Source organism: Actinomycetospora sp. C-140 (assembly GCF_054796175.1).
Window position 1 is genome coordinate 58,159 of the sequence record NZ_JBTWNF010000013.1, and the last position, 22,034, is coordinate 80,192.

Consider the following 22,034-nt stretch of genomic DNA (forward strand, 5'->3'; position numbering starts at 1 on the left):
GCCGTGCCGAAGCAGATCCACCTCGCCGCCCACTTCCCCGGCGTCAACAACACGACCGTCTGGAGCGACCCGGCGTCGGGCAGCCACATCGAGTTCGAGTCCTTCCGCCGCTTCGCGCAGGCCGCGGAACGGGGCAAGTTCGACTTCCTCTTCCTCGCCGAGGGCCTGCGCCTGCGCGAGCAGGGCGGGCAGATCTACGACCTCGACGTCATGGGGCGCCCGGACAACGTGGCGATCCTGCAGGCGCTCGCCTCCGTCACCAAGCGGATCGGGCTGGCCGGGACCGTCAACTCGACGTTCAACGAGCCCCTCGACGTCGCCCGCAAGCTCGCCACGCTCGACCACCTCTCCGCCGGGCGGGCCGCCTGGAACGTCGTGACGAGCTGGGACGAGTTCACCGGCGAGAACTTCCGCCGCGGGGGCTACCTGCCCAAGGACAAGCGCTACCTGCGCGCCCAGGAGATGCTCGCGACCGCCCAGGCGCTGTGGGACTCGTGGGCGCCGGGCGAGGTCCTCGCCGACGCAGCCTCCGGGCGGTTCGTGCGCGACGCGGACGCGGGGCGGTTCGCGATCCGCTCGGACCAGTTCGACATCTCCGGGCGCTTCCCGGTGCCGCGCAGCCCGCAGGGACGACCGGTGATCATCCAGGCCGGCGACTCCGAGGAGGGCCGCGAGTTCGCCGCCGCGAGCGCGGACGCGATCTTCACCCGGCACGCCGAGCTGGAGGCCGGGAAGGAGTTCTACGCCGACGTCAAGGCGCGCCTGGCGAAGTTCGGTCGCCGTCCCGAGGACCTCAAGATCCTGCCCGCCGCGACGTTCGTGCTCGGGGACACCGAGGACGAGGCCGCGGAGAACGCGCGCCAGGTGCAGTACCAGCAGGTCGGGCCGGCGACGGCGATCGCGTTCGCCGAGCAGGTGTGGAACCGCGACCTCTCCGACGTCGACCCCGACGGCCCGGTGCCGTCATTCGACCCGAAGACCGCCGACGACGTCGACTCCGGGGCCCACATCTCCAAGGGCCGCGCGAGCGTGCGGATGTACCGGGACCCGGTCGCGACCGCGAACGAGTGGCGCGAGCTCGGCGGGCGGGAGGGCCTCTCGCTGCGCGAGGTCGTCATCCGCAAGAACGGCCGGCACACCTTCGTCGGCACCCCGCAGCGCGTCGCGGACACCATCGACGAGTTCGTGCAGTCCGACGCCAGCGACGGCTTCGTCCTCGTCCCGCACATCACGCCGGGCGGGATGGACCCGTTCGTCGACCAGGTCGTCCCGCTGCTGCAGGAGAAGGGCTCGTTCCGCGCCGACTACGAGGGCACGACCCTGCGCGAGCACCTCGGTCTGCAGCCCTCCCCCACCACCGTGGCTGCGGTGAGTGTCGAGGCGTAGGCCGATCGTGCTACGTGAGCGAACTTTGGTGCCATAGCACCAAAGTTCGCTCACGTACCGGCGCTAGCGTGGGCCCCGTGCACGCGACGACCGTCATCATCGGCGCAGGTCACTCGGGCCTCGCGATGAGCCGGCGGCTGACCGAACGCTCCATCGACCACGTCGTGCTGGAGCGTGGCGAGGTGGCGAACTCCTGGCGCACCGAGCGCTGGGACTCGCTGCGGCTGCTGACGCCGACGTGGCACGTCACGCTCCCCGGCGCGACCCCGGCCGACGGGGATCCCGACGGGTTCCTCACGGTGCCGGAGCTGGTGTCGTTCCTCGACGGCTACGCCGCGACCGTCGACGCCCCCGTGCACACCGGCACCACGGTGACCCGGGTGGCGGCGACCGACACGGGGTACGAGGTCACCACCGACCGCGGCACCTGGACCTGCGACACCGTCGTGCTGGCCAGCGGCGGGAGCAACGTGGCCAACGTGCCCGCCGCCGCCGAGGGCGTGCCCGACGACGTGACGTCGATCAGCACCGCGACCTACCGCTCCCCCGACGACGTCCCCGACGGCGGCGTCCTCGTCGTCGGCGCCTCGGCCAGCGGCGTGCAGCTCGCCGACGAGCTCGCCCGCAGCGGGCGGGCGGTGACGGTCGCCGCCGGCGAGCACGTCCGCATGCCGCGGGCCTACCGCGGCCGGGACGCCTTCTGGTGGATGGAGCAGGCCGGCGTCCTCGACGAGCGCTACGACGAGGTCGACGACGTCATCCGGGCGCGGCACACGCCGTCGCCCCAGCTCATCGGCACCCCCGCGCACAGCGACATCGACCTCGGCACGCTGCAGGCGCGCGGCGTGCGGGTGGTCGGCAAGCTCGGGCGGCTGCGCGACGGCGTCGCCCAGTTCTCCGGCGGGCTGGCCAACACGGTCCGGCTCGCCGACCTCAAGCAGAACCGCCTGCTCGACCGCTTCGACGCCTGGGCGGCCGAGGACGGGCCCGGCGACCTCGACGCGCCGAGGCGGCCGGAACCGACGCCCGTCGACGCGTCACCGCGTCTCGAGATCGACCTGGCGCGCGAGGGCATCCGGACCGTGCTGTGGGCGACCGGCTACCGCGCCGACCGCTCCTGGCTCGCGCTCCCGGTGCTCGACCACAAGGGCCGCCTGCAGCACGACGGCGGTGTGGTGACGGAGGCGCCGGGCGTCTACGTGCTCGGCACGAGCCTGCTGCGCCGCCGGCGCTCGACGTACATCGGCGGCGCGGACCAGGACACCGCCGAGCTGGCCGCCCATCTCGCGGGCCACCTCGCGGGCCGGGTCCGCGCCGCCGGATGACGACGCCCGGGGTCAGCCGACGCTGACGTTCACGTTCGTCGGGTTGGACAGGGCGTCGAACACCGCGGAGCGCTTCTGCGACTGGGCGACGAGCGCGGCGATGTCCTCCTCGCTGGCGTCCGCATCGATGTCGAAGTGGACGTTGACGTCGTTGAAGCCGTTGCGGACCTCGGGGTCGCCGCCCAGGATGCCGAGCACGTTGTGGTTGCCCTCGACGGTCGCCTTGACCGAGCGCAGCTGGATGCCCCGGTTCTGCGCGACGGCGGCGACGCCCGCGGTCAGGCAGCCGGCGAGGCCCGCGAGCACCGTCTCCACGGGTGTGGGCGCGCGGTCCTCGGAGGCGAAGACCTCCGGATGGTCGCCCTCGAGGACGTAGGCCTGCTTGTGCTGCTGCGCGGCACCCAGGCCCGAGAAGTGCTCGATGGTCTGCTTCGAGTAGGTGCCGTCCTCCCACTCCGAGGTCACCTTCCACACGAACTCGGCGGCCTGGGGCGCTTCCTTCAGGGCGTCGCGCGCCTGCAGCAGGGCCTCGGTGTTGACGTTGTTGTTGACGGTCGGGGTCGCGGTCATCGCGGGCTCCAGGAGTGCTCGTTGGTCGTTGTGTCGGTCGGTACCGATCACGGTCCGATCCCCCGCCGGACGACGACGGCACGTCGCAGGGATGGCGCCAGGGCCGGGCGGGTGCGCGCTCAGCGGCCGGGCCGACAGCCCATGCCGGCGGTGCGGCACAGGTCGACGTGCCACCGCCTCACCAGCATCGTGTGACCGCGCACACAGACGTTCCTAGCGGAACCGTCGTCGCAGGCCAAGGACTTGCGGCCCACACCGGGCGGTTCGGGTGCCGGCGGTCACCGACGGCCTCGGATCACTCACGGAGGGCCGCCCGCGACCGCCTCGGATGCCACGATCGCGGGCGTGATCCGCCCGGACAAGGAACGCCCCGAGTCGCTCGGGTTCGCCACGCAGGCCGTGCACGCCGGCAACGCCGTCGACGCCGGCAGCGGGGCGATCCGGACCCCGATCGTCATGGCGAACTCGTACGCGCTGCCCGAGGACCCCGAGAACCTCTCGTGGTCGGGGTTCGACGTCCCGCTCTACACCCGCAACACCGGGGCCAACCAGCGCGCGCTGCAGGACAAGCTCGCGCTGCTCGAGCAGGGCGAGGACGCCGTCGTGCTCGCGACCGGGGTGGCGGCCCTGCACGCCGTGTTCTTCACGTTCCTGCGGACCGGCGACCACGCGGTGATCTCCGACGTCACCTACGAGGCCTCCTACCGGCTCTTCGCCGAGATCCTGCCCCGGCGCTACGGGGTGGAGGCCACGTTCGTCGACACCAGCGACCCGGAGGCCGTCCGCGCGGCGATGCGCCCGACCACGAAGCTGGTGCACACCGAGGTGATCGCGAACCCGACCACGCGGGTGTGCGACATCGCCGCGGTCGCGGAGGTCGCGCACGCCGGTGGGGCGCTGCTCTCGGTCGACTCGACCTTCACGCCGCCCCCGCTCTACCGCCCGCTGGCCGCCGGGGCGGACCTCGTCGTGCACTCGCTGACGAAGGTCATCAACGGGCACGGCGACGCGATGGGCGGGGTCGTGGTGGGCTCGCGGGAGCACGTGGACGCGATCCGGGCCGAGGCGATGGTCGACGTCGGCGGCGTCGTGTCCCCGTTCAACGCCTGGCTGATCTCCCGCGGCGCCATCACGCTGCCGCTGCGCCTGCGCCAGCACGTCGGCTCGGCGCAGCGGGTCGCGGAGTTCCTCGCCGCCCACCCGGCGGTGGCCTACGTCGCCTACCCCGGGCTGCCCGGGCACCCCCAGCACGACCTCGCGCAGCGGCAGCTCGGCGGCCGCGGGAACGGCTGGATGATGGCCTTCGCGCTCGACGGGGACGCCGCCCTGCAGAACCGCTTCGTCGCCGACCTGCGCGTCGTCACCTCGGCGGTCTCGCTCGGTCACGACGAGAGCCTGATCGTCCACGTGGGAGCGACCGGCGCCCGCGCCGCGTACTGGCCCGGGGAGTTCCGCCGCTACGGGCACCTGCGCTTCTCGGTGGGCCTCGAGGACCCCGACGACCTGATCGCCGACCTCGACGCCGCCCTGACCACGGTCCGTGCGTGATCGTGTCCGCTGCGCACTGGTCCGGTTGCGCGCGATCGGGTAGGAACGGGGACGTGAGCCTCCTGGTCTGGCGTCTGCACGTCGACCTCTGCCGGCTCGCGACGACCACGTGTCGTCGCGGCTGATCGCCCCGCCTCATCCGTCGCCCGTTCCGGCGCGCTGCCGCGCGCCCGGGCCCCCTTCCCGAAAGGTTCGATCATGGCTGTCCAGCCCAAGGAGACCGTCGTCCCGTTCGCCGTCCACGGCGAGGGCACCGGTGTCGCGCAGGAGCTCACCGCCGGCGGTCACGTCTTCACCACCGACGCCTACCCGGCGTTCGGCGGTGCCGACGAGGCCCCGAGCCCGCTGTTCTACGCCCTGGGGTCCCTGACCTCGTGCAACCAGGTCACCGCGTCGCTCGTCGCCAAGGACCTGGGCGTGCGCCTCGGCCGGTGGACCTTCGACATCCAGGGCGACCTCGACACCGCCGTGCTCGTCGGCGGCGCCGAGGGCAACGCGAACTTCGACAAGGTCGAGGTCCGCGCGACCGTCGAGACCGACGCGAGCGAGGACCAGTTCGCGACCCTCATCTCCGAGACCGAGCGCCGCTGCCCGGTGACCCAGCTCTTCCGGCGCTCGGGCCTGGAGTTCGTCAACGACTGGACCCGCGCGGAGCTGCCGGCCGCCGTCTGAGGTCCGGGGTCGTCGCAGCGAACGTCCAGTCGGCGTGCTCAGCTGGACGTTCGCTGCGGGGTCGACGCTGGCGGCCGCACGGCGGGATGGGCGACGCTGGAGGCGAGCCCCGATCCGCGAAGGAGGAGCCGTGTCCGGTCTCCCGGTCCTCGACCTGCGCCGCTTCCGGTCCGGCGACCAGGAGGCGTTCCTCGACGAGCTGCGCCGGGCCGCCCGGGACGTCGGGTTCTTCACCGTCGTCGGCCACGGCATCCCGCCGGCGCTGACGGCGCGGCTCGACGAGGAGGTCCGGGCGTTCTTCGCGCTGCCGCTCGACGAGCGCCTCGCGATCGAGAACACGAGCTCGCCGCACTTCCGCGGCTACAGCCGGGTCGGCACCGAGCGCACGGCCGGCGCCGCCGACCAGCGCGAGCAGATCGACGTGGGACCCGAACGGGAGCCGGTGAGCGGCGGGCCCCGATACCGAGGGCTCGTCGGCCCGAACCAGTGGCCGCCCACGCTGCCGGCGCTGCGCGACGCCGTGCTCGCCTGGCAGGAGGAGGCGCTGCGGGTGAGCCGGGAGATCCTGCGCGCGCTGGCCGCGTCCCTCGGACAGCCCGAGGACCACTTCGACCGCTGGTTCGACGAGGAGTCGCACCTGCACCTCAAGGTGCTGCACTACCCCGGCGGCGCCGCGACCGCGCAGGGCGTCGGGGCGCACAAGGACTACGGGTTCCTCGCCCTGCTGCACCAGGACGACGTCGGCGGCCTGGAGGTCCAGGCGCCCGGTGCCGACGCGTGGATCGGCGCCGAACCGGTCCCCGACGGCTACGTCGTCAACATCGGCGAGATGCTCGAGGTCGCGACCCGCGGCTACCTCACCGCCACCCGCCACCGCGTGGTCAGCCCGGCCGCGGGCGTCGACCGCTACTCGGTGGCGTTCTTCCTCGGCCCGCGTCTCGACGCCGTCGTCGAGCCCGTCGACCTGCCCCCGGAGCTCGCCACGGAGACCGGCGACTGGGACCCGAACGACGACCCGGACAACCCCCTGCTCGCCGCCTACGGCGAGAACGCGCTGGTCGGCTGGCTGCGCTCGCACCCGGCGGTCGCCGAGCGCTTCTGGAGCTGAGGTGCGCCTGCGGCGCATGTGAGCACTTCGGAGTGCTCGAGCACTCCGAAGTGCTCACGTGCCCGCAAGGCACCTCGTCCGCCGGTCGCGAACACCGGCGCGCGCCGCTCGCCGGGTCCCTAGCGTCCGGGCCATGACGGTGACGACGCGCGCGGTGGAGTACCCGGCCGACGGTCTGACGATGGTCGGGCACCTCGCGCTCCCGGCCGGTGCGGACCGCCGTGCCGGCGTGCTGATCGGCCCGGAGGGCACTGGGCTGAACGCGTTCCAGCGCGCCCGGGCCGACGCCCTCGCCGAGCTCGGGTACGTCGCGTTCGCCTTCGACATCCACGGCGGCCGGTGGTTCGACGACCCCCAGGAGATGCTGGCGCGCTGCCTGCCGCTGCTCGAGAGCCCCGAGCGGATGCGCGAGATCGGCGGCGCGGCGCTCGAGGTGCTGCGCGCCGAGCCGCGCACCGACCCCGCGCGCGTCGCCGTGATCGGCTACGGCACCGGCGGCGCGATCGGGCTGGAGCTCGGGCGCGCCGGGATCGACCTGCGGGCCATCGCGACGGTCAACGGGCTGATCACGGGCCGGCGCGGCGAGGCGGCGGCCATCCGCTGCCCGGTGTGGGCCGGGGTCGGCTCGGAGGACCCGATCCAGCCGCCCGCGCAGCGCGACGCGTTCGCCGCCGAGATGCAAGAGGCCGGCGTCGACTGGCGTCTCGTGGTCTACGGCGGCGCGCTCCACGCGTTCCACCACCCGCCGACGAACGCGGACGGCACCGTCAACGCCGAGGGCGAGTACGGCCACACCCTGCTCCCCGGGGTCGGGTACGACGCTCGGCACGCGCAGCGGGCCTGGGACGACGTCGTCGCGCTACTCGCCGAGGAGCTGGCGCCGGTGTGACGCCCCGCGGTGCTCGGCGGGCAGGCGGTCGCCCTCGCCGAACAGCTTCTGGCGCAGCGTCCCCGGCGCGTACCCGGTGGGGTAGACGCCGCGGCGCTGGAGCTCCGGGACGAGGTGCTCGACGACGTCGGCGAACGTCCCCGGGGTGATCGCGTAGGGCAGGTTGAACCCGTCGACGTCGGTCTCCTCGACCCACGCCTGCAGCTCGTCGGCCACCTCCGCCGGCGACCCGACGACGCGCGGGCCCATCCCGCCGATCCCGCCCCACCGCGCGATGTCGCGGACCGTCCACTCCTTGCCGCTCGGATCGGCCTGCTGGAACGACGCGACGGCGCTCTGGATGGCGTTGGACTCGACGTCACCGATGGGGTCGTCGAGGTCGTAGCGCGAGAGGTCGACGCCCATCCAGCCGGACATGAACACCAGGGCGCCCTCGTCGCTGGCGTAGGCCAGCTGCTCGGCGTGCTTGGCGTGCGCGGCCTCCGACGTCTCGTCGGTGATCACCGTGAGCATCGTGTAGATCTTCGCGCTGTACGGGTCGCGGCCGGCCTCGGTGAGCGCCTTGCGGATGTCCGCGACGGTCTGCGCCAGCACCTCCTTGGTCGGCGCGCCGGTGAAGATCGCCTCGGCGTTCTCGGCCGCGAAGCGCTGACCCCGTGGCGACGCGCCCGCCTGGTAGATCACCGGCGTGCGCTGGGGCGACGGCTCGGAGAGGTGCACGCCGTCGACGTCGAAGTACCGCCCGTGGTGGTCGATCGCGTGGACCTTGTCCGGGTCGGTGAACACCCCGCGCTCCGCGTCGCGGACCACCGCGTCATCCTCCCAGGAACCCTCCCACAGCTGGTAGAGCACCTCGAGGTACTCGTCGGCGTGGTCGTAGCGCTGGTCGTGGGGCAGCTGGTCGGCCTCCCCCATCGCGCGCGCGGCGGCCGGCAGGTACCCCGTGACCACGTTCCACCCGAACCGTCCCTCGGTGAGGTGATCGAGGGTCGAGACGCGGCGCGCGAAGGGGTACGGGTGCTCGAACCCGGTGGCAGCGGTGACGCCGAAGCCGAGGTGCTCGGTCACCGCGGCCATCGCCGAGATCAGCATCATCGGGTCGTTGACGGGGATCTGCGCGCCCTGGCGGATCGCGGCGGTGGCGTCGGCGCCGTACACGTCGTAGGTGCCGAGGACGTCGGCGATGAAGACGCCGTCGAAGACGCCTCGCTCGAGCAGCTGCGCGAGGTCGGTCCAGTAGCTCAGGCGCTTGTAGTCGGCCGACCGGTCGTCGGGGTGGCGCCACAGACCGGGTGACTGGTGGGCGACGCAGTTCATGTCGAAGGCGTTGAAGCGGATGCGGCGGGGCACGGCTCTGCTCCTCGGGGCGGGCGGTCAGGGACGGCGGGTCCCCGGACAGACCGCGGAGCAGGTGCGGCACAGGTCGACGTGCGCGCGCGTCACCAACATCGGCATCGTCGTCGAGCCGACCACCCCGGCGCTGCGGCCGCAACGCGATCTCGGTCTCGTCGCGGGCGATTGACCCGGCTCCGGCGCCGGAGGAGCGTGGGAGTCGTGGTGCTCCTGGTGTCACGCCGGCACGTCGACCTCGGTCGCGTGTCCTCGGCGCTCTGAGTCGGGTCCCCGGACCCGACCCGCCTCCCAGGAAAGCGAGCCACCCCGTGCCCGTCGAGTTCCTCGGCATCGCCGCGACCAACGACGGTTCCGAGATCACCCCACGCTCCGGTCCCGCCTTCGACCCCGACTACACGCTGCGCCTCGCCCGCGCCCACCGCGACAACGGCTGGGACCGCGTGCTGACGGCGTACTCGTCGGGCAGCCCCGACCCCGCCCAGGCCGCGACGTACATCCTCGACCACGTCGACGACCTGCAGCTGCTCGTGGCCCACCGCCCGAACCTGTCGATCCCCACGTTCGCGGCGAAGACGTTCGCGACGATGGACCTCATCGGCGGGGGCCGGGTGACGGTGCACGTCATCACGGGCGGCAACCAGCACGAGCAGGCCCGCGAGGGCGACCGGCTGTCGAAGGACGACCGCTACGGGCGCACCCGGGAATACATGCAGATCCTCAAGCGGGCCTGGACCGAGACCGCGCCCTGGGACTTCGCCGGCGAGCACTACGGGTTCGAGGACTTCGCGCTCGACGTGCGTCCCGCCCAGCAGCCGCGCATCGGGCTGTCGTTCGGCGGGTCGTCGGACGCGGCCTACGCGGTCGGGGGCGCCGAGGCCGACGTCTACGCGCTGTGGGGCGAGCCGCTCGCCGACACCGCCCAGCAGATCGCCACCGTGCACGCCGCGGCCCGCGCCGCCGGTCGCACCGAGATGCCACGCATCCAGGTCGCGTTCCGCCCGATCCTCGGCGCCACCGAGGAGGCGGCCTGGGAGAAGGCCTACGCCACCGTCGCCCGCATCGAGGAGCGCACCGAGGGCGGCACCCGGCCGCTGACGAACCGCCACCGGCTCACCGACCCGGAGAACGCCGGCTCCCGGCGCCTGCTCGCCGTCGCCGAGCGCGGCGAGCGCTTCGACCGGGCGCTGTGGACCGTCACCGCGAAGGCCACCGGCGGGGGCGGCAACTCCACTGCGCTCGTCGGCACGCCCGAGACCGTGGCCGCCGCCCTGCTCGACTACTGGGACCTCGGCGTCGACATCCTCTCGGCCCGCGGCTACGACCTGCTCGCCGACGCCGAGGAGTTCGGGCGCGAGGTGATCCCGCTCGTGCGTGCCGGCGTCGCCCAGCGCGAGGCCGAGGGTCGCGCACGCGGGATCCACACGTTGACGGCGGCCTGACACCCGGCAGGATCATGCCCGTGGCGAGGATGCGTGCCGTCGTGCTCAGCGGGCCGGGCGACCTGACCGCGCTGCAGATCAAGGACCTGATCGTCCCCGAGCCGCAGCCCGGGCAGGTGCTCATCGCGGTGAAGGCGTTCGGGGTCAACCGCTCCGAGCTGCACACGCGGCTCGGGCTCGCCGACGGCGTGACGTTCCCGCGCGTCCCCGGCATCGAGGCGGCGGGCGTCGTGGCCGACTGCCCGGGCGGCGAGTTCGTCCCGGGCCAGCAGGTGGTCACGATGATGGGCGGGATGGGCCGCACCTTCGACGGCGGCTACGCGGAGTACACCTGCGTGCCGGCCGGGCAGGTCATCGCGTTCTACAGCGACCTCGACTGGCCGACGATCGGTGCGGTGCCCGAGATGCTCCAGACGGCCCACGGCGCGCTCACCGACGGGCTCGACGTGCGGCCCGGCCAGTCCCTGCTCGTGCGCGGTGGGACGTCGTCGGTGGGGATGGCGGCCGCGGTCCTGGCGAAGTCGCGGGGGCTCACCGTGCTCGCGACGACGCGCACCGCGGCGAAGGCCGAGAAGCTGCGCGCGCTCGGCGTCGACCACGTGCTGGTCGACGACGGGGACGTGGCCCGGCAGGTGCGCGACGTGCTCGGCGACGGCGTCGACACCGCACTCGAGCTCGTCGGCACCCCGACGCTGCCCGACACCCTGCGTGCCACGCGGCGCCACGGCGTCGTGTGCTTCACCGGGATGCTGTCGAACGAGTGGACGGTGCCGGACTTCTACCCGATCGACTACCTGCCCCGCGGGGTGCGGCTCACCGCCTACGGCGGGGAGGCCAGCGACCTCCCCGCCGCGGTGCTGCAGCAGTTCCTCGACGACGTCGCGAGCGGCCGCGCCACCGTCCCGCTCGGTCAGGTGTTCCCGATCGAACGGATCCGCGACGCCCACTCGATCATGGAGGGTGACCGGGCGACGGGGAAGATCGTCATCCTCCCCCGCCCCCTGCGCTGGCGCCCGCACGCCGCCCGGACGTGAGCCTCAGCTGTACCAGGTCGGCTCGGGCAGCTCGTCGACGAGGACGAAGCGCCCGACCTCCCGGCGCTTGTAGGCCACCGGGTCGTGCAGCGTGTGCGTGCGCACGTTGCGCCAGAACCGGTCGAAGCGCAGGGACGCCGCCGTCGAGCGCGCCCCGGTGACCTCGAAGATCCCGCCCGTGATCTCCAGGGCGACCTCGGTAGCACGCGCCTTGACCGCCGCGACCCGGACCTCGTGCTCGCCCCGGGCCCGCTCGGTGACCGCGTCCGGGTCCCGATGGATCACCAGCCCCTCCTGCGCCACCGCGTCCGCCAGCGCCTCGACGGCCCACAGCTTGGCGGTGAAGTCGCCGTAGGTGTCGATCACGTACGGCTCGTCGACCGCGTGGGACTGCCCGCCGTGCAGCCACGGCCGGGTCGTCGTGCGCGTGTAGTCGGCCGCCTCGTCGAGCGCCCCGCGGGCGATGCCGAGGTAGAAGGCGACGAACACGAGCTGGATCACCGGCACGTTCAGCGTGTTGTAGACGCGCGGCGTGAACACCTTGTCGCGGAACCCGGCCGCCGCCTCCCACGGCACCCGCACGCCGTCGAGCGAGACGCTGCCCGACTCGGTGAGGCGCTGGCCGATGTTGTCCCAGTCGTCGTGGAACGTGATCGCCGGCTGGTCGGACGGGACGATCGCGAACACGTGGGTGTCGGTGCCCTCGACCACCCCTTCGAGCACGGTCACGTCGGAGACCTTGCTGCCGGTCGAGAACGACTTGCGACCGGAGTAGACGATCTCGTCGCCCTCGTCGCGGATGACGACGTCGGCGTCGCGCGGGTTCACCGCGCCGCCGAAGAACCACCGCTGCCGCGTGGCCTCGGCCTCGACCTGGGCGATCTGCTCCGGCGTGCCGACCAGCCGCGCCGCCCAGAACCACAGCAGGTGGTAACCGAGGAGCTGGCCGATCGAGCCGTCGCCGGCGGCCACCTCCCGGATGACGCGGTACGCGGTCGGCCACTCCTGGCCGCCCCCGCCGTGCTCGGTGGGTCCGAGCAGGGTGACGAGCCCGGAGTCCTTGAGCAGGGCGACCTCGGTGTAGGGCGTCGCCCCCGCCGCGTCGCGCTCGGCGGCGTCGGCGGCGAGGAGCCCGCGCACGAGGCGGGCGCGCTCGAGCCACTCCTCCTCGGTGCGCGGGGTGGGCAGGGTGGCGAAGTCGGGGTTGCGGGTGAGCGTGCTGGTCACGGGTTCTCCTCGATCAGGAACGGGTCAGGTCGGCGAGGAGTCCGACATCGCTGGGCGCCCGTCCGGGCGTGGTCGAGGTGCCGGCGCCGCACGAGCGGCACCAGCCGGGACGGCGGGCTCACCGCCGCGGCGGCAGCGGGTGGCGGTGCAGGTCGTCGCGCAGGCGCGCGAGGGCCGTGGCGACCTCGGCGGCGATGCGCTCGGCGTCACGGTCCCAGTGCTCGGTGCCGGCGCCGTCGCGGTTCACCTCACGACGGACCAGCGAGTCCAGGTCGGTGAGGAGCTCGGCGACGGCGGCGCCGCGGGGACTGAAACGTGGGATGACGGTGGCCATGCGGGATTCCTCCGGTGGACCTCGCCCGGGACGGTGGCCGCGGCCGGCGAGGAGGTGTGGACGAGGGCGAGCAGCGGCGACAGACGACACAGGTCGTCGAGGGCCCGCTGCACGCGCTGCGCGAGGGTCATGTCGTGCTCCGGACGAGCGTGAGGACGGCCCCGGGACGCGCCCGGGCGGGCTCAGCAGGTCAGGGACGACAGGTCGCGGCGGAGGTCCGGCACAGATCGACGTGACGGCGCCAGGCGTGCCACACGGTGGAGGGCGCCTGGGTCACGATCACGGACGCTACGCACCCGGGCGGGCCCGACGCCACCACCGGGCGGGCGATCCGGCCCGTGTCACAGTGGCCGCCATGGACTCGGACCCCGGCGAACTGGTGCACCTCGAGATCGCGGGAGGCACCGCCACGATCACGCTCGACTCGCCGCGCAACCGCAACGCGCTCTCGGCCCAGCTGCGCCGGGAGCTCGCGGCCCACCTCGACGCCGCGATCCTCGACGACACCGCCCGTGTCATCGTCCTCACCCACACCGGCCCGGTCTTCTGCTCCGGGATGGACCTGCGCGAGTCGCGCGGTGCCGGTTCCTCCGAGCAGGGCGTCAACGAGTTCCCCGCGATCCTCGCCGCGCTGTGGGAGTCCGACACTCCCGTCGTCGCCCGGCTCGCCGGGCCGGCGCGGGCCGGTGGCGTCGGCCTGGTCTCCGCGTGCGACATCGCCGTGGCCGCCCGGGAGGCGACGTTCGCGTTCAGCGAGGTCCGCATCGGCGTCGTGCCCGCCGTGATCTCCTCGACCGTGCTCCCCCGCCTGCTCCCCCGCGCCGCCCACGAGCTGATGCTCACCGGCGAGACCTTCGACGCCGACCGGGCCGCCGCCGTGGGGCTGATCAACAGCGCGGTCGACGCCGACGGGCTCGACGCCGAGGTCGAGCGCTACACCGCGATGCTCGCCCGCGGCGGCCCGAACGCCCTCGCCGCCACGAAGGCGATGCTGCGCCGCGACCGCGGCGAGCACCTGCAGCAGGACCTCGAGGCGATGACCGCGCTGTCCTCGGAGTTCTTCGCCTCCGAGGAGGGTCAGGAGGGCATGGCGGCGTTCGCCGAGAAGCGCGCGCCGTCCTGGGTACCGGGTGCCTGAACATCGTTCCGGACGTGATGTCATCGTGATGCCCCTACGCCTCTCGGCGGTACCGATGCCGCCGCTCACTGGGAGGCGCTCGCTCGGGGGGAGCACACGATGCATCGGTCACGGGGTGGGGTCCGCACGCGACTGGGGCTGGCGCTGGTCCTCGCCGGTCTGCTCGCCGGCCTGCTGACCCCGGCGGCGCTCGCCGCCCCCGCGGACGCCGCCGGGCTCCGGGCCGCGCCCGTCGTGCCCGTCGACACCTCCGCGGGCTACCTGGTCTACGACCGCACGACGCGCCGCATCGTGGCGCAGTCGGCGGCGACGACGCGGTTCCGCTCCGCGTCGCTGGTCAAGCTGCTCATCGCGCTGGACTACCTGCAGGGCCGGACGAGCGTGTCCACCGCCGACCGTGCGCTGCTGACGTCGATGCTGCGCTCGAGCGACGACGACGCGGCGAGCACCCTGTGGGTTCGCCGCGGCTACGAGCAGGTCGTCGTGCGCATGGTGCGCCTGATCGGGCTCGTCAACACCGCCCCGCCGACCGACCGGCGGTACTGGGGCTACACCGCGATCAGCGCCGCGGACGTCGCGCGGGTCTACAACTTCCTCCTCGACCGCACCACGGCGTTCCAGCGCGACCTGATCGTCGGCAACCTCGAGCGCTCGACGCAGTGCGCCGCGGACGGGTTCGACCAGTCCTTCGGCATCCCGCGCGCCGTCACGGGCACGCGCGCGGTCAAGCAGGGCTGGTCGGGCTACGGGTCGGCGCCCGCGCGCCCGTGCGTCGAGGGTCAGGTCAACACCCCGCCCGACGCCGCCTCCGGCCAGGCGGCCGAGGAGGCGCCGCAGGTCGTGGCCGACAGCCGCCCGGCCACGCTCGCCACGCCGGCCCTCGACCTCAGCCGGCGCGCCCTGCACACCAGCGGGCTCGTCGACGGCCGGCGGCGCGTGATCGTGGTACTGACCCTGAGCCCGAAGACGAAGAGCTACGAGGCCCAGTCGTCGACGGTCACCGGCATCACCCGCACGCTGCACGACGAGGCCGTGGCGGCCGCGCGGTAGGGCTGCGGTCGGGCTTCAGAGCACGTTCACGAGGAGCACGATCAGCAGGAGCGCCACGAGGGTCGCCGTGACCCACAGCCGCGCCACGCGGCGGTCCATCAGGTGCTCGCGTCGGCGCGGGGCTGGTCCGGCTGCTGGTCACGCTGCTGCGCCCGGCGCTCGGCCGCCTCGAGACGGGCCGCCACGGAGCGCTCCACCACGGTGTCGATGACCGCGGCGAGGCCCCAGCACACCGGGCCGACGACGGCCACGACCAGGACGACCTGGAACGTGAAGTCGAGCTGGGTCAGCCAGAGCTCGATCCCGTCCCACCAGGTCGCGACGGCGTGCAGCACGCCTCGGAACGGTACGCGCGCAGGTGTGTGGTCGGTCAGCGGGTCAGGAAGTCCTCGAGGATCGGCGCGACGATCCCGACACGGGCGAAGACCTCGGTGTGCTGGGTCCGCGGCAGCACGGCCAGGGCGGCGTCCGGGATCGCCTCGGCCATCGCCGCGGCGTGGTCGACGCGGACGAAGTCGTGGTCGCCGATCATCACGAGGGTGGGCGCGGTGACCGTGGCGAGCTGCGCGGGCGTCCAGTTCTCCTCGGCGCCGACGGTGTGCTGCAGCTTGGCGTTGACGGCCTCGAACGTGCTGAGCCCGTAGCGCTCGTACTCGCCGACCATGGCCGCGAAGTCCTCCTCCGTGGGCAGCCGGGTCGACGTCTCCCACTGCGCCGGGTCGGTGATCTCGGTGTGGTAGCCGTCGGCGCGGGTGTGCACGGCGCCGAGTACCAGTCGGCCGACGCGGTCGGGGTGGCGCACGGCCGTCTCCAGGGCCACCAGCCCGCCCCAGCTGAAGCCGAGCACGTCGGCGCGCTCGAGACCGAGGTGGTCGAGCACGCCGACGACGTCGCCGGCCTGGTTGGCGAGGGTGATCTCGCGGTCGACGTCGGCGGTGCGGCCGTGGCCCTGCAGCTCGACCGGGATGAGGCGACGTCGCGGGGCGAGCGCCGGCATGAGGGCGCCGAAGCTGAGGTCGAGCGTCTGCATCCCGCCGTGCAGCAGGACCAACGGGGCGCCCTCGCCGTGGTCCTCGTAATAGACGTCGATGCCGGGCAGGGCCGCGTACGAGCCGTTCAGGGTGGTCATGACGGTTCCTCCGTCGCGAGTCGGGTCTGTCGTGGGCTAGGACTTCGCGGCGAGCCCCGACTCATCGGGCGTCGGTCGTGGCGTCCCGGATAGGTTGCGGGACATGTTCGCGGTCTACGCCTCCGAGCCCAACGCCGACGACCCGATCGCCTCCCTCGTGGTGGGCGAGCGGCCCGACCCCGAGGTCCCGGACGGCTGGGTACGGGTCAAGGTCGAGGCGGCGAGCCTCAACATGCACGACCTGTGGACGCTGCGCGGCGTCGGCATCAAGGAGGACCAGTTCCCCATGATCCTCGGCTGCGACGGCGCCGGGACCCTCGACGACGGCACGCCGGTCGTCCTGCACTCGCTCATGGGCGACCCGGACTGGAAGGACGACGAGACCCTCGACCCGAAGCGCAAGATGCTCACCGAGTGGGCGCAGGGCAGCTTCGCCGACTACGTCGTCGTCCCGCAGCGCAACGCGCTGCCCCGCCCCGAGGGCATGACGGCCACGGCCGGCGCCGTCATGGGCACCGCCTGGCTCACCGCCTACCGGATGCTGTTCACCAAGTCGGGGCTGCGCGGCGGGCAGACCATGCTCGTCCAGGGCGCGTCGGGCGGCGTGTCCACCGCGCTCATCCAGCTCGGGCGCGCGGCGGGCATGCAGGTGTGGGTCACCGGACGCACCGACGAGAAGCGCGAGCTGGCCCTGCGCCTGGGCGCCCACCAGGTCTTCGAGTCCAACGGCAAGCTGCCCGGCAAGGTGCAGGCGGTGTTCGAGACCGTCGGCGAGGCCACCTGGAAGCACTCGGTGCGCGCGCTGGTGCCCGGCGGCACGATCGTCTGCTCGGGGGCTACGTCCGGCAACCAGCCCCCCGCCGAGCTCGCCCAGATCTTCTTCCTGCAGAAGAACCTCGTCGGCTCGACGATGGGCACGCTCGCCGAGCTGCGTGACCTGCTCGACTTCGTCGCCGCCACGGGCATCGCCCCGGAGATCGGCCAGGAGCTGCCGATGACCGACGCGAAGAACGGCTTCCAGTCGATGCTCGACGGCGTCACCGCCGGCAAGATCGTCTTCACCCGCTGACGTATGTGAGTGAACTTCGGGGCTATAGCCCCGAAGTTCACTCACGTAGGAAGGCGAGCAGGGTCGAGGTGACGGTGTCGGCGCTGCGGACCGGGAGCCAGTGGTCGCCGCCGGGGACGGGCACGTAGGTGAACGGGCCGTCGACGAACTGCCGCGAGGCGGTCATCTGCGCCTCGACCAGCGCGACGTCGTCCTCGCCGAGCATGCCCAGCACCGGGCACGTCAGCGGCGGGAGGCCGAGCGGGGCGTCGTCGGTGAACGTGCGCGGGTCGATGTTCGCCCGGTACCAGTTCAGGCCCGCGACCAGCGCGCCCGGGCGGGACAGGTCGGCGATCTGGGTGCGCACCAGGTCGTCGTCGACGCCGGGGTGCAGCCAGCGCCGGAAGAGCGCCCAGTCGTCGGCGGGCAGGACCTCCTCGGCGATGCCGGGGAACTGGAACCAGAGCATGTACCAGGACCGGGCGCGCTGCTCGAGCCCGGCGGCGCGGAACGCCTCGGGGTGCCCGACCGCGAGCGCGGCGTAGCGGGTGACCCGGTCGCTGCGCAGCGCGAGTGCCCAGCCGAGCGCCGAGCCCCAGTCGTGCGCGGCGACCGCGGCGCGCTCGACGCCCCGCTCGGTCAGCAGCGCCAGCACGTCGTTCACCGAGTGGTGCAGCCGGTAGGACGCGACGTCGTCGGGCTTGTCGCTGTCGCCGAACCCGCGCAGGTCCGGGGCGATCACGCGGTACCCCTCCGCGACGAGGGCCTCGATCTGCGCGCGCCACAGCGTGGCGCGGTCGGGGAAGCCGTGCAGCAGCAGGACCGCCGGGCCGCTGCCGGCGTCGAGCACCGAGAGCGTGATGTCGGGCAGGGAGACGCGGACCGGCTCGGGGATCACGCCGACAATCGTCCCGCCGCCGGCGCGACCTCGGCGAGCACCGCGCGGGCCAGGGCGTCGTTGGCGCGGAAGCTCAGCGCGTTGGTGTTCGGCCGGGTGAACGCGCCGGGCAGCCGGACGTTCGTGTGCGGCCCGATCGCGAAGCGCCCGGGGTCGGGCTCGCCCTCGGCGTCGACGAGCCGGAAGTCCGTCGTGCGCACCCGCACCAGGCCGGTGTTGTGCAGCGTCACCGACGCGCCGGAGTGCGCGACCGCGGCGTCGGCGGCGTGCACGGCGGGCGCCGACCCGACGACGCGGCCGCCGTCGGCGTGCTCCTCGCGGAGGGTCTCCTCGTCGAGCAGGCCCTCGGCGTGCAGCCCGGCGAGCATCGGGTCGTCGCTGCGGCTCACGCTCGGCGACGACAGACGCGCCTCGACGAACGTCTCCGCGGTCACGGCGACGTGCTCGAGCGAGGCGCTGGTGGCCCGGAACCCGCCGTCGACGGGCTGCACCTGCAGACCGGCGCCGAGGAAGACGACGTAGCCGGCGCGCGAGAGGGCGAGCAGCTGGCGCAGGCGCGGTCCCGGCGGCCCGCTCGCGAGCGAGCTGAACAGGTTCTGCCACCACGCGAGGTCCTGGGCCCGCGAGCGCGGCGTCAGAGCCGTCGTCCCCGCGAGCTCGGCGACCTGCGCGAACACCGACAGCAGCCCCACGAACGCCCCGAGCTCGGCGGTGTAGCGGTCGTCGACGTGACGGGCGAGGTCGTCGAGGACGTACGCGCGCAGCCGTTCCTGCAGGCCGGCGAGGTCCGGCGCGGACACGTCCTCGAGCGGGCGGTCGATCCGCTCGAAGTCGAGCCGGTCGGCGGGATCGGGCACGAACCCGGCGACCAGCTCCCACATCGCCGGCGTGTACCAGTCGAGCTCGGCGTAGCGCAGGGAGAAGTCGTCCCACACGCCCCGCACACGGTCGGGGTGGCCGGCGAAGAGCTCGTGGTAGTACGCCCAGCCGACCTCCTTGGCCATCAGCGGCCACACATCGCGGCGCAGGTCGACCGACCCGCGCCGCACGAACCCGGCGATCTCGTCCGGCCCGAGGAAGCGCGGCAGCGGCGGCCGCGGTCCGCGCAGCGCGTACTCCGTCTTCGCGTGGTACGGGACGCCGCGCCCGGACCCGACGTGGACGACGGGCTCCCGGCCCGAGGCCTCGTAGTCCAGGGTGCCGTCGCCCCGGTCGGTGAACCGTCCGCCGCGGCCCTCGAAGAGCAGGACCATGAGGTCGATGAACGCGAGCCCCATCCCGCGGGCGATCACCGTCTCGCCCGCGGGGATGCGGTCGAGGTCGGAGTCGGTGGTCTGCTCCGGTGGGAAGTACCGCAGCCCGTGCTCCTCGGCGTGCGCGGCCAGGGCGGCCTCGTCGGCGGTGGGCGCGGCGTCGAGGTGGCCGGACGCGAGCACGAGCACGTCGGACGGCAGCTCCCCGCCACCCTCGAGGAGGACGGTGTCCGGCGAGCCGCGCCGCAGCCCGACCGCCCGGGTCCGGTGCCGCTGGACACGGACCTGCGGCGGGAGGTCCGCGAGGACGCGCCGCAGGACGTAGTCCAGGTAATGGCTCTGGAGCCGCCGCGTGGCGAACGTGGCGGGACCGAGGGCCCGCAGCTCCTCGCCGACCGCGCCGTCGGGGACGGCCTCACCGGGCAGCTCGCCGTCGCGGACCGCCACGGCCCACTGGTAGAGCGAGGGGCCCGGCACGATCGGCCCGTCGCACCGGACGCTGTCGTCGGTGAACATCGTGACGTCGGCGGCCATGGAGTTCATCCAGAGCAGCGCCGACTGGTCCTCGCGCCAGATCCGACCGGCACCGTCCGGGTAGGGGTCGACGAGGTGGACGTCGAGGACGTCGCCGGCGGGCACGAACTCGGGGGCGCTCGCCGCGAGGCGTTCGAGCACACCGGTCCCGCGGGGTCCGCCCCCGACGATCACCACCGAGCGTGGCATCTGTGCGTCCCTCCGCCGTCGACACTGCGCGCTCGCGAACGATTATCCCTGCTCCTCCAGGGCCAACCACGCGCGAGCGCGAGCGCTTCCCGTCCGACGGGCCCGGGTGACCGGGCCCGCACGCCGGTCAGGAGACCGCGGCGGCCCGTCGCTCGACGCTCGCGATGACGTGGTCGCCGAGCCGTGTGCCGTCGAAGGCGTCGATCTCGCGGACCCCCGTCGGGCTGGTCACGTTGATCTCGGTGAGGTAGTCGCCGATCATGTCGAGCCCGACGAAGGTCAGGCCGTGGGCGACGAGCCGGTCGGCGATGCGCGCGCAGAGCTCCTTGTCGCGCGGGGTGACGGTGTCGGCGACGGGCGCCGCGCCCGCCGCCATGTTGCAGCGGAACTCGGTGCCGGTCGCGACGCGGCGCACGACGCCGATCGGCGCGCCGTCGAGCACGATCACCCGGCGGTCGCCCTCGCTCACCTCGGCGACGTAGCGCTGCACCACCACCTGGTCGCGACCGCGTGTCGTCGCCGACTCCAGGATCGACCGCAGGTTCGGGTCCTCGGGACGCAGCAGCATGATCCCGCGGCCGGCCATGCCCTCGGTCGGCTTGACCACCGCGCGCCCCCAGGCCCGGGTCGCGTCGACGATCTCGCCGACGTCCGCGGTGACGACGGTGTCCGGGCAGAGCTCGGGGAACTGCAGGCCGAACAGGTGCTCGTTCGCGTCACGCAGTCCGGCGGGCTCGTTGACCAGCGCGGTGCGCCGGCGGTCGACGAGGTCGAGGATGAAGGTGCCGCGCAGGTAGGCCGCGTCGACCGGCGGGTCGGTCCGCACGAAGACGGCGTCGGTGTCGTCGAGGCGCCACCGCTCGGGCTCGCCCGTGGCGTACCAGTGCGGCGACACCGACCACCGACCCTCCCGCAGGACCGCCGGGCAGAGGTGCACCGGTGTGCAGACGGCGTACGCCCGCGCCTCGTGGACCGCGAGCTCGCGCATCGTCGTCACCATGACGCGGTGACCGCGCTGCTGGGCGGACTCCATCAGCGCGACGCTGGTGTCGTGCGCCGGGTTCAGCGACGCGATCGGGTCGATCACGAACACGAGCACGAGCGGGCGGTCGGGCCTCGGCTGGGACATCAACGTCCTCCGGTGACGGGAACTCGTCGCGGTGGGGATGGCGGGGTGGCAACGTCGGACCCGTGGAGAGCGCGCCCCTCATCGCTGTCACCGGGCGGCGCCGCAGCGCGGCCGGGGTGCACAGCGGACCGCCCTCCCTCGACGCGCTCGAGATCGAGGCCTACTTCGCCGGCTACGCCGACAACCTCGTGGCCGCCGGAGCCGTCCCGTTCCACGTCCCCGCGGGGGTCGCCCCGACGAGCGTGATGGAGCGCGCCGACGGGCTGGTGCTCACCGGCGGCAGCGACGTCGACCCGGCCCGGTACGGCGGGGTGCCGGACACGTCGACGTCGCCGCTCGACCCCGAGCGCGACGCCCGCGAGATCGCGCTGCTCGCCGCGGCCCGCGAGCGGGGCCGGCCGGTGCTGGCGATCTGCCGCGGCCTGCAGCTGGTGAACGTGGCGTGGGGCGGCTCGCTCCACGTCCACCTCGCCGAGCACGCACACACGCGGCGCCACGAGGTCGCGATCGAACCCGGCACCGTGCTCGCAGGCCTCTACGGCGTCACTGCGTCCGTCAACAGCGTCCACCACCAGGCCGTCGACCGGCTCGGGGCCGGCCTGACGGTCACCGCACGGGCGCCCGACGGCGTCGTCGAGGGCGTCGAGGCACCGGGACTGGTCGGTGTCCAGTGGCACCCCGAGCAGCTGGACGGCGCGCCGCAGCCCGTCTTCCGCTGGCTGGTCGACGCCGCGCGACCCCACACGTCCCACGGGTCCTCCGACCTCAGGCGGTGACCGAC

22 protein-coding genes are annotated in these 22,034 nt (G+C 73.5%); 12 read left to right on the top strand and 10 right to left on the bottom strand.

Features of this window, described 5'->3' with window-relative positions; translation table 11 throughout:
• The first annotated feature begins 3 nt into the window (after positions 1 to 3).
• Both ACR9E3_RS21055 and ACR9E3_RS21060 read left to right on the top strand, forming a co-directional pair.
• Entirely contained in the window at positions 4 to 1,386 is a 1,383-nt protein-coding gene (locus tag ACR9E3_RS21055) for an NtaA/DmoA family FMN-dependent monooxygenase (RefSeq protein WP_460382486.1), read from the top strand.
• Between the two features lie 77 nt (positions 1,387 to 1,463).
• Complete coding sequence (locus tag ACR9E3_RS21060) at positions 1,464 to 2,711, top strand: flavin-containing monooxygenase (protein ID WP_460382487.1); 1,248 nt, start codon at positions 1,464 to 1,466, stop codon at positions 2,709 to 2,711.
• Positions 2,712 to 2,723: 12 nt separating this feature from the next.
• Here ACR9E3_RS21060 and ACR9E3_RS21065 read toward each other — a convergent pair whose 3' ends face one another.
• Complete coding sequence (locus ACR9E3_RS21065) at positions 2,724 to 3,281, bottom strand: OsmC family protein (RefSeq protein WP_285654123.1); 558 nt, start codon at positions 3,279 to 3,281, stop codon at positions 2,724 to 2,726.
• A gap of 119 nt (positions 3,282 to 3,400) precedes the next feature.
• The gene (locus tag ACR9E3_RS21070; RefSeq protein WP_460382488.1) at positions 3,401 to 3,535 is read right to left on the bottom strand and encodes a putative leader peptide; all 135 of its coding nucleotides are present in this window, start codon (positions 3,533 to 3,535) and stop codon (positions 3,401 to 3,403) included.
• 91 nt (positions 3,536 to 3,626) lie between these two features.
• Here ACR9E3_RS21070 and ACR9E3_RS21075 point away from each other — a divergent pair, with 91 nt between their 5' ends.
• The 4 genes from ACR9E3_RS21075 to ACR9E3_RS21090 all read left to right on the top strand — a co-directional run bounded on the left by ACR9E3_RS21075 (position 3,627) and on the right by ACR9E3_RS21090 (position 7,498).
• A complete protein-coding gene (locus tag ACR9E3_RS21075) occupies positions 3,627 to 4,829 on the top strand; it encodes a trans-sulfuration enzyme family protein (protein WP_460382489.1) in 1,203 nt (400 codons plus the stop codon).
• Positions 4,830 to 5,027: 198 nt separating this feature from the next.
• On the top strand, positions 5,028 to 5,501 hold the full coding sequence (locus ACR9E3_RS21080) for an OsmC family protein (RefSeq protein ID WP_460382490.1): 474 nt from the start codon (positions 5,028 to 5,030) through the stop codon (positions 5,499 to 5,501).
• Positions 5,502 to 5,631: 130 nt separating this feature from the next.
• A complete protein-coding gene (locus ACR9E3_RS21085) occupies positions 5,632 to 6,609 on the top strand; it encodes an isopenicillin N synthase family dioxygenase (RefSeq protein WP_460382491.1) in 978 nt (325 codons plus the stop codon).
• A 133-nt stretch (positions 6,610 to 6,742) separates the two neighbouring features.
• Positions 6,743 to 7,498 (top strand): dienelactone hydrolase family protein, encoded by a 756-nt coding sequence (locus tag ACR9E3_RS21090; protein ID WP_460382492.1) that lies wholly within the window; start codon positions 6,743 to 6,745, stop codon positions 7,496 to 7,498.
• On the opposite strand, the gene ACR9E3_RS21095 is transcribed toward ACR9E3_RS21090, so the two are convergent.
• Positions 7,469 to 8,848 (bottom strand): LLM class flavin-dependent oxidoreductase, encoded by a 1,380-nt coding sequence (locus ACR9E3_RS21095; RefSeq protein WP_460382493.1) that lies wholly within the window; start codon positions 8,846 to 8,848, stop codon positions 7,469 to 7,471. The two genes, ACR9E3_RS21090 and ACR9E3_RS21095, sit on opposite strands and share 30 nt — an antisense overlap.
• Positions 8,849 to 9,159: 311 nt before the next feature.
• Between ACR9E3_RS21095 and ACR9E3_RS21100 the strand changes: the two genes are divergently transcribed.
• On the top strand, positions 9,160 to 10,290 hold the full coding sequence (locus ACR9E3_RS21100) for an LLM class flavin-dependent oxidoreductase (protein ID WP_460382494.1): 1,131 nt from the start codon (positions 9,160 to 9,162) through the stop codon (positions 10,288 to 10,290).
• Positions 10,291 to 10,319: 29 nt separating this feature from the next.
• On the top strand, positions 10,320 to 11,324 hold the full coding sequence (locus ACR9E3_RS21105; protein ID WP_460382613.1) for a zinc-binding alcohol dehydrogenase family protein: 1,005 nt from the start codon (positions 10,320 to 10,322) through the stop codon (positions 11,322 to 11,324).
• A 3-nt stretch (positions 11,325 to 11,327) separates the two neighbouring features.
• On the opposite strand, the gene ACR9E3_RS21110 is transcribed toward ACR9E3_RS21105, so the two are convergent.
• Positions 11,328 to 12,551, bottom strand: coding sequence for an acyl-CoA dehydrogenase family protein (locus ACR9E3_RS21110; protein WP_460382495.1), 1,224 nt, complete (start codon positions 12,549 to 12,551; stop codon positions 11,328 to 11,330).
• Positions 12,552 to 12,669: 118 nt separating this feature from the next.
• Positions 12,670 to 12,885, bottom strand: coding sequence for a hypothetical protein (locus tag ACR9E3_RS21115; RefSeq protein WP_460382496.1), 216 nt, complete (start codon positions 12,883 to 12,885; stop codon positions 12,670 to 12,672).
• Between the two features lie 355 nt (positions 12,886 to 13,240).
• Between ACR9E3_RS21115 and ACR9E3_RS21120 the strand changes: the two genes are divergently transcribed.
• Both ACR9E3_RS21120 and ACR9E3_RS21125 read left to right on the top strand, forming a co-directional pair.
• Positions 13,241 to 14,023 carry an enoyl-CoA hydratase-related protein gene (locus ACR9E3_RS21120; protein WP_460382497.1) on the top strand — a complete coding sequence of 261 codons (783 nt, stop codon included), beginning with the start codon at positions 13,241 to 13,243 and terminating at the stop codon, positions 14,021 to 14,023.
• Between the two features lie 99 nt (positions 14,024 to 14,122).
• A complete protein-coding gene (locus tag ACR9E3_RS21125) occupies positions 14,123 to 15,073 on the top strand; it encodes a hypothetical protein (RefSeq protein WP_460382498.1) in 951 nt (316 codons plus the stop codon).
• Positions 15,074 to 15,171: 98 nt separating this feature from the next.
• Here the strand turns inward: ACR9E3_RS21125 and ACR9E3_RS21130 are convergent, their stop codons facing one another.
• Positions 15,172 to 15,408, bottom strand: a complete 237-nt coding sequence (locus ACR9E3_RS21130) for a hypothetical protein (RefSeq protein ID WP_460382499.1) — start codon at positions 15,406 to 15,408, stop codon at positions 15,172 to 15,174.
• Positions 15,409 to 15,443: 35 nt separating this feature from the next.
• Positions 15,444 to 16,202 carry an alpha/beta fold hydrolase gene (locus ACR9E3_RS21135; RefSeq protein ID WP_460382500.1) on the bottom strand — a complete coding sequence of 253 codons (759 nt, stop codon included), beginning with the start codon at positions 16,200 to 16,202 and terminating at the stop codon, positions 15,444 to 15,446.
• Positions 16,203 to 16,305: 103 nt separating this feature from the next.
• Here ACR9E3_RS21135 and ACR9E3_RS21140 point away from each other — a divergent pair, with 103 nt between their 5' ends.
• Complete coding sequence (locus ACR9E3_RS21140; protein WP_460382501.1) at positions 16,306 to 17,271, top strand: quinone oxidoreductase family protein; 966 nt, start codon at positions 16,306 to 16,308, stop codon at positions 17,269 to 17,271.
• 37 nt (positions 17,272 to 17,308) lie between these two features.
• Here the strand turns inward: ACR9E3_RS21140 and ACR9E3_RS21145 are convergent, their stop codons facing one another.
• From ACR9E3_RS21145 to gshB, 3 genes are all read right to left on the bottom strand, one after another.
• Positions 17,309 to 18,148, bottom strand: coding sequence for an alpha/beta fold hydrolase (locus ACR9E3_RS21145; protein WP_460382502.1), 840 nt, complete (start codon positions 18,146 to 18,148; stop codon positions 17,309 to 17,311).
• Positions 18,145 to 20,124: an FAD/NAD(P)-binding protein gene (locus ACR9E3_RS21150; protein ID WP_460382503.1), complete on the bottom strand. Its 1,980-nt coding sequence runs from the start codon at positions 20,122 to 20,124 to the stop codon at positions 18,145 to 18,147. The genes ACR9E3_RS21145 and ACR9E3_RS21150 overlap by 4 nt, the downstream gene beginning before the upstream one ends.
• Before the next feature lie 127 nt (positions 20,125 to 20,251).
• Positions 20,252 to 21,253 carry a glutathione synthase gene (gene gshB / locus ACR9E3_RS21155; RefSeq protein ID WP_460382504.1) on the bottom strand — a complete coding sequence of 334 codons (1,002 nt, stop codon included), beginning with the start codon at positions 21,251 to 21,253 and terminating at the stop codon, positions 20,252 to 20,254.
• A gap of 62 nt (positions 21,254 to 21,315) precedes the next feature.
• Here gshB and ACR9E3_RS21160 point away from each other — a divergent pair, with 62 nt between their 5' ends.
• Positions 21,316 to 22,029, top strand: a complete 714-nt coding sequence (locus ACR9E3_RS21160) for a gamma-glutamyl-gamma-aminobutyrate hydrolase family protein (protein ID WP_460382505.1) — start codon at positions 21,316 to 21,318, stop codon at positions 22,027 to 22,029.
• Positions 22,030 to 22,034: the final 5 nt, after the last annotated feature.

What these genes read in the sequence shown, in the direction of transcription:
- ACR9E3_RS21105 (WP_460382613.1), top strand. Translation starts at nt 10,320, where the DNA reads ATGCGTGCCGTCGTGCTCAGCGGGCCGGGCGACCTGACCGCGCTGCAG.
- ACR9E3_RS21115 (WP_460382496.1), bottom strand. Translation starts at nt 12,885, where the DNA reads ATGGCCACCGTCATCCCACGTTTCAGTCCCCGCGGCGCCGCCGTCGCC.
- gshB (WP_460382504.1), bottom strand. Translation starts at nt 21,253, where the DNA reads ATGTCCCAGCCGAGGCCCGACCGCCCGCTCGTGCTCGTGTTCGTGATC.
- ACR9E3_RS21120 (WP_460382497.1), top strand. Translation starts at nt 13,241, where the DNA reads ATGGACTCGGACCCCGGCGAACTGGTGCACCTCGAGATCGCGGGAGGC.
- ACR9E3_RS21065 (WP_285654123.1), bottom strand. Translation starts at nt 3,281, where the DNA reads ATGACCGCGACCCCGACCGTCAACAACAACGTCAACACCGAGGCCCTG.
- ACR9E3_RS21150 (WP_460382503.1), bottom strand. Translation starts at nt 20,124, where the DNA reads ATGCCACGCTCGGTGGTGATCGTCGGGGGCGGACCCCGCGGGACCGGT.
- ACR9E3_RS21140 (WP_460382501.1), top strand. Translation starts at nt 16,306, where the DNA reads ATGTTCGCGGTCTACGCCTCCGAGCCCAACGCCGACGACCCGATCGCC.
- ACR9E3_RS21080 (WP_460382490.1), top strand. Translation starts at nt 5,028, where the DNA reads ATGGCTGTCCAGCCCAAGGAGACCGTCGTCCCGTTCGCCGTCCACGGC.
- ACR9E3_RS21125 (WP_460382498.1), top strand. Translation starts at nt 14,123, where the DNA reads ATGCATCGGTCACGGGGTGGGGTCCGCACGCGACTGGGGCTGGCGCTG.
- ACR9E3_RS21135 (WP_460382500.1), bottom strand. Translation starts at nt 16,202, where the DNA reads ATGACCACCCTGAACGGCTCGTACGCGGCCCTGCCCGGCATCGACGTC.
- ACR9E3_RS21090 (WP_460382492.1), top strand. Translation starts at nt 6,743, where the DNA reads ATGACGGTGACGACGCGCGCGGTGGAGTACCCGGCCGACGGTCTGACG.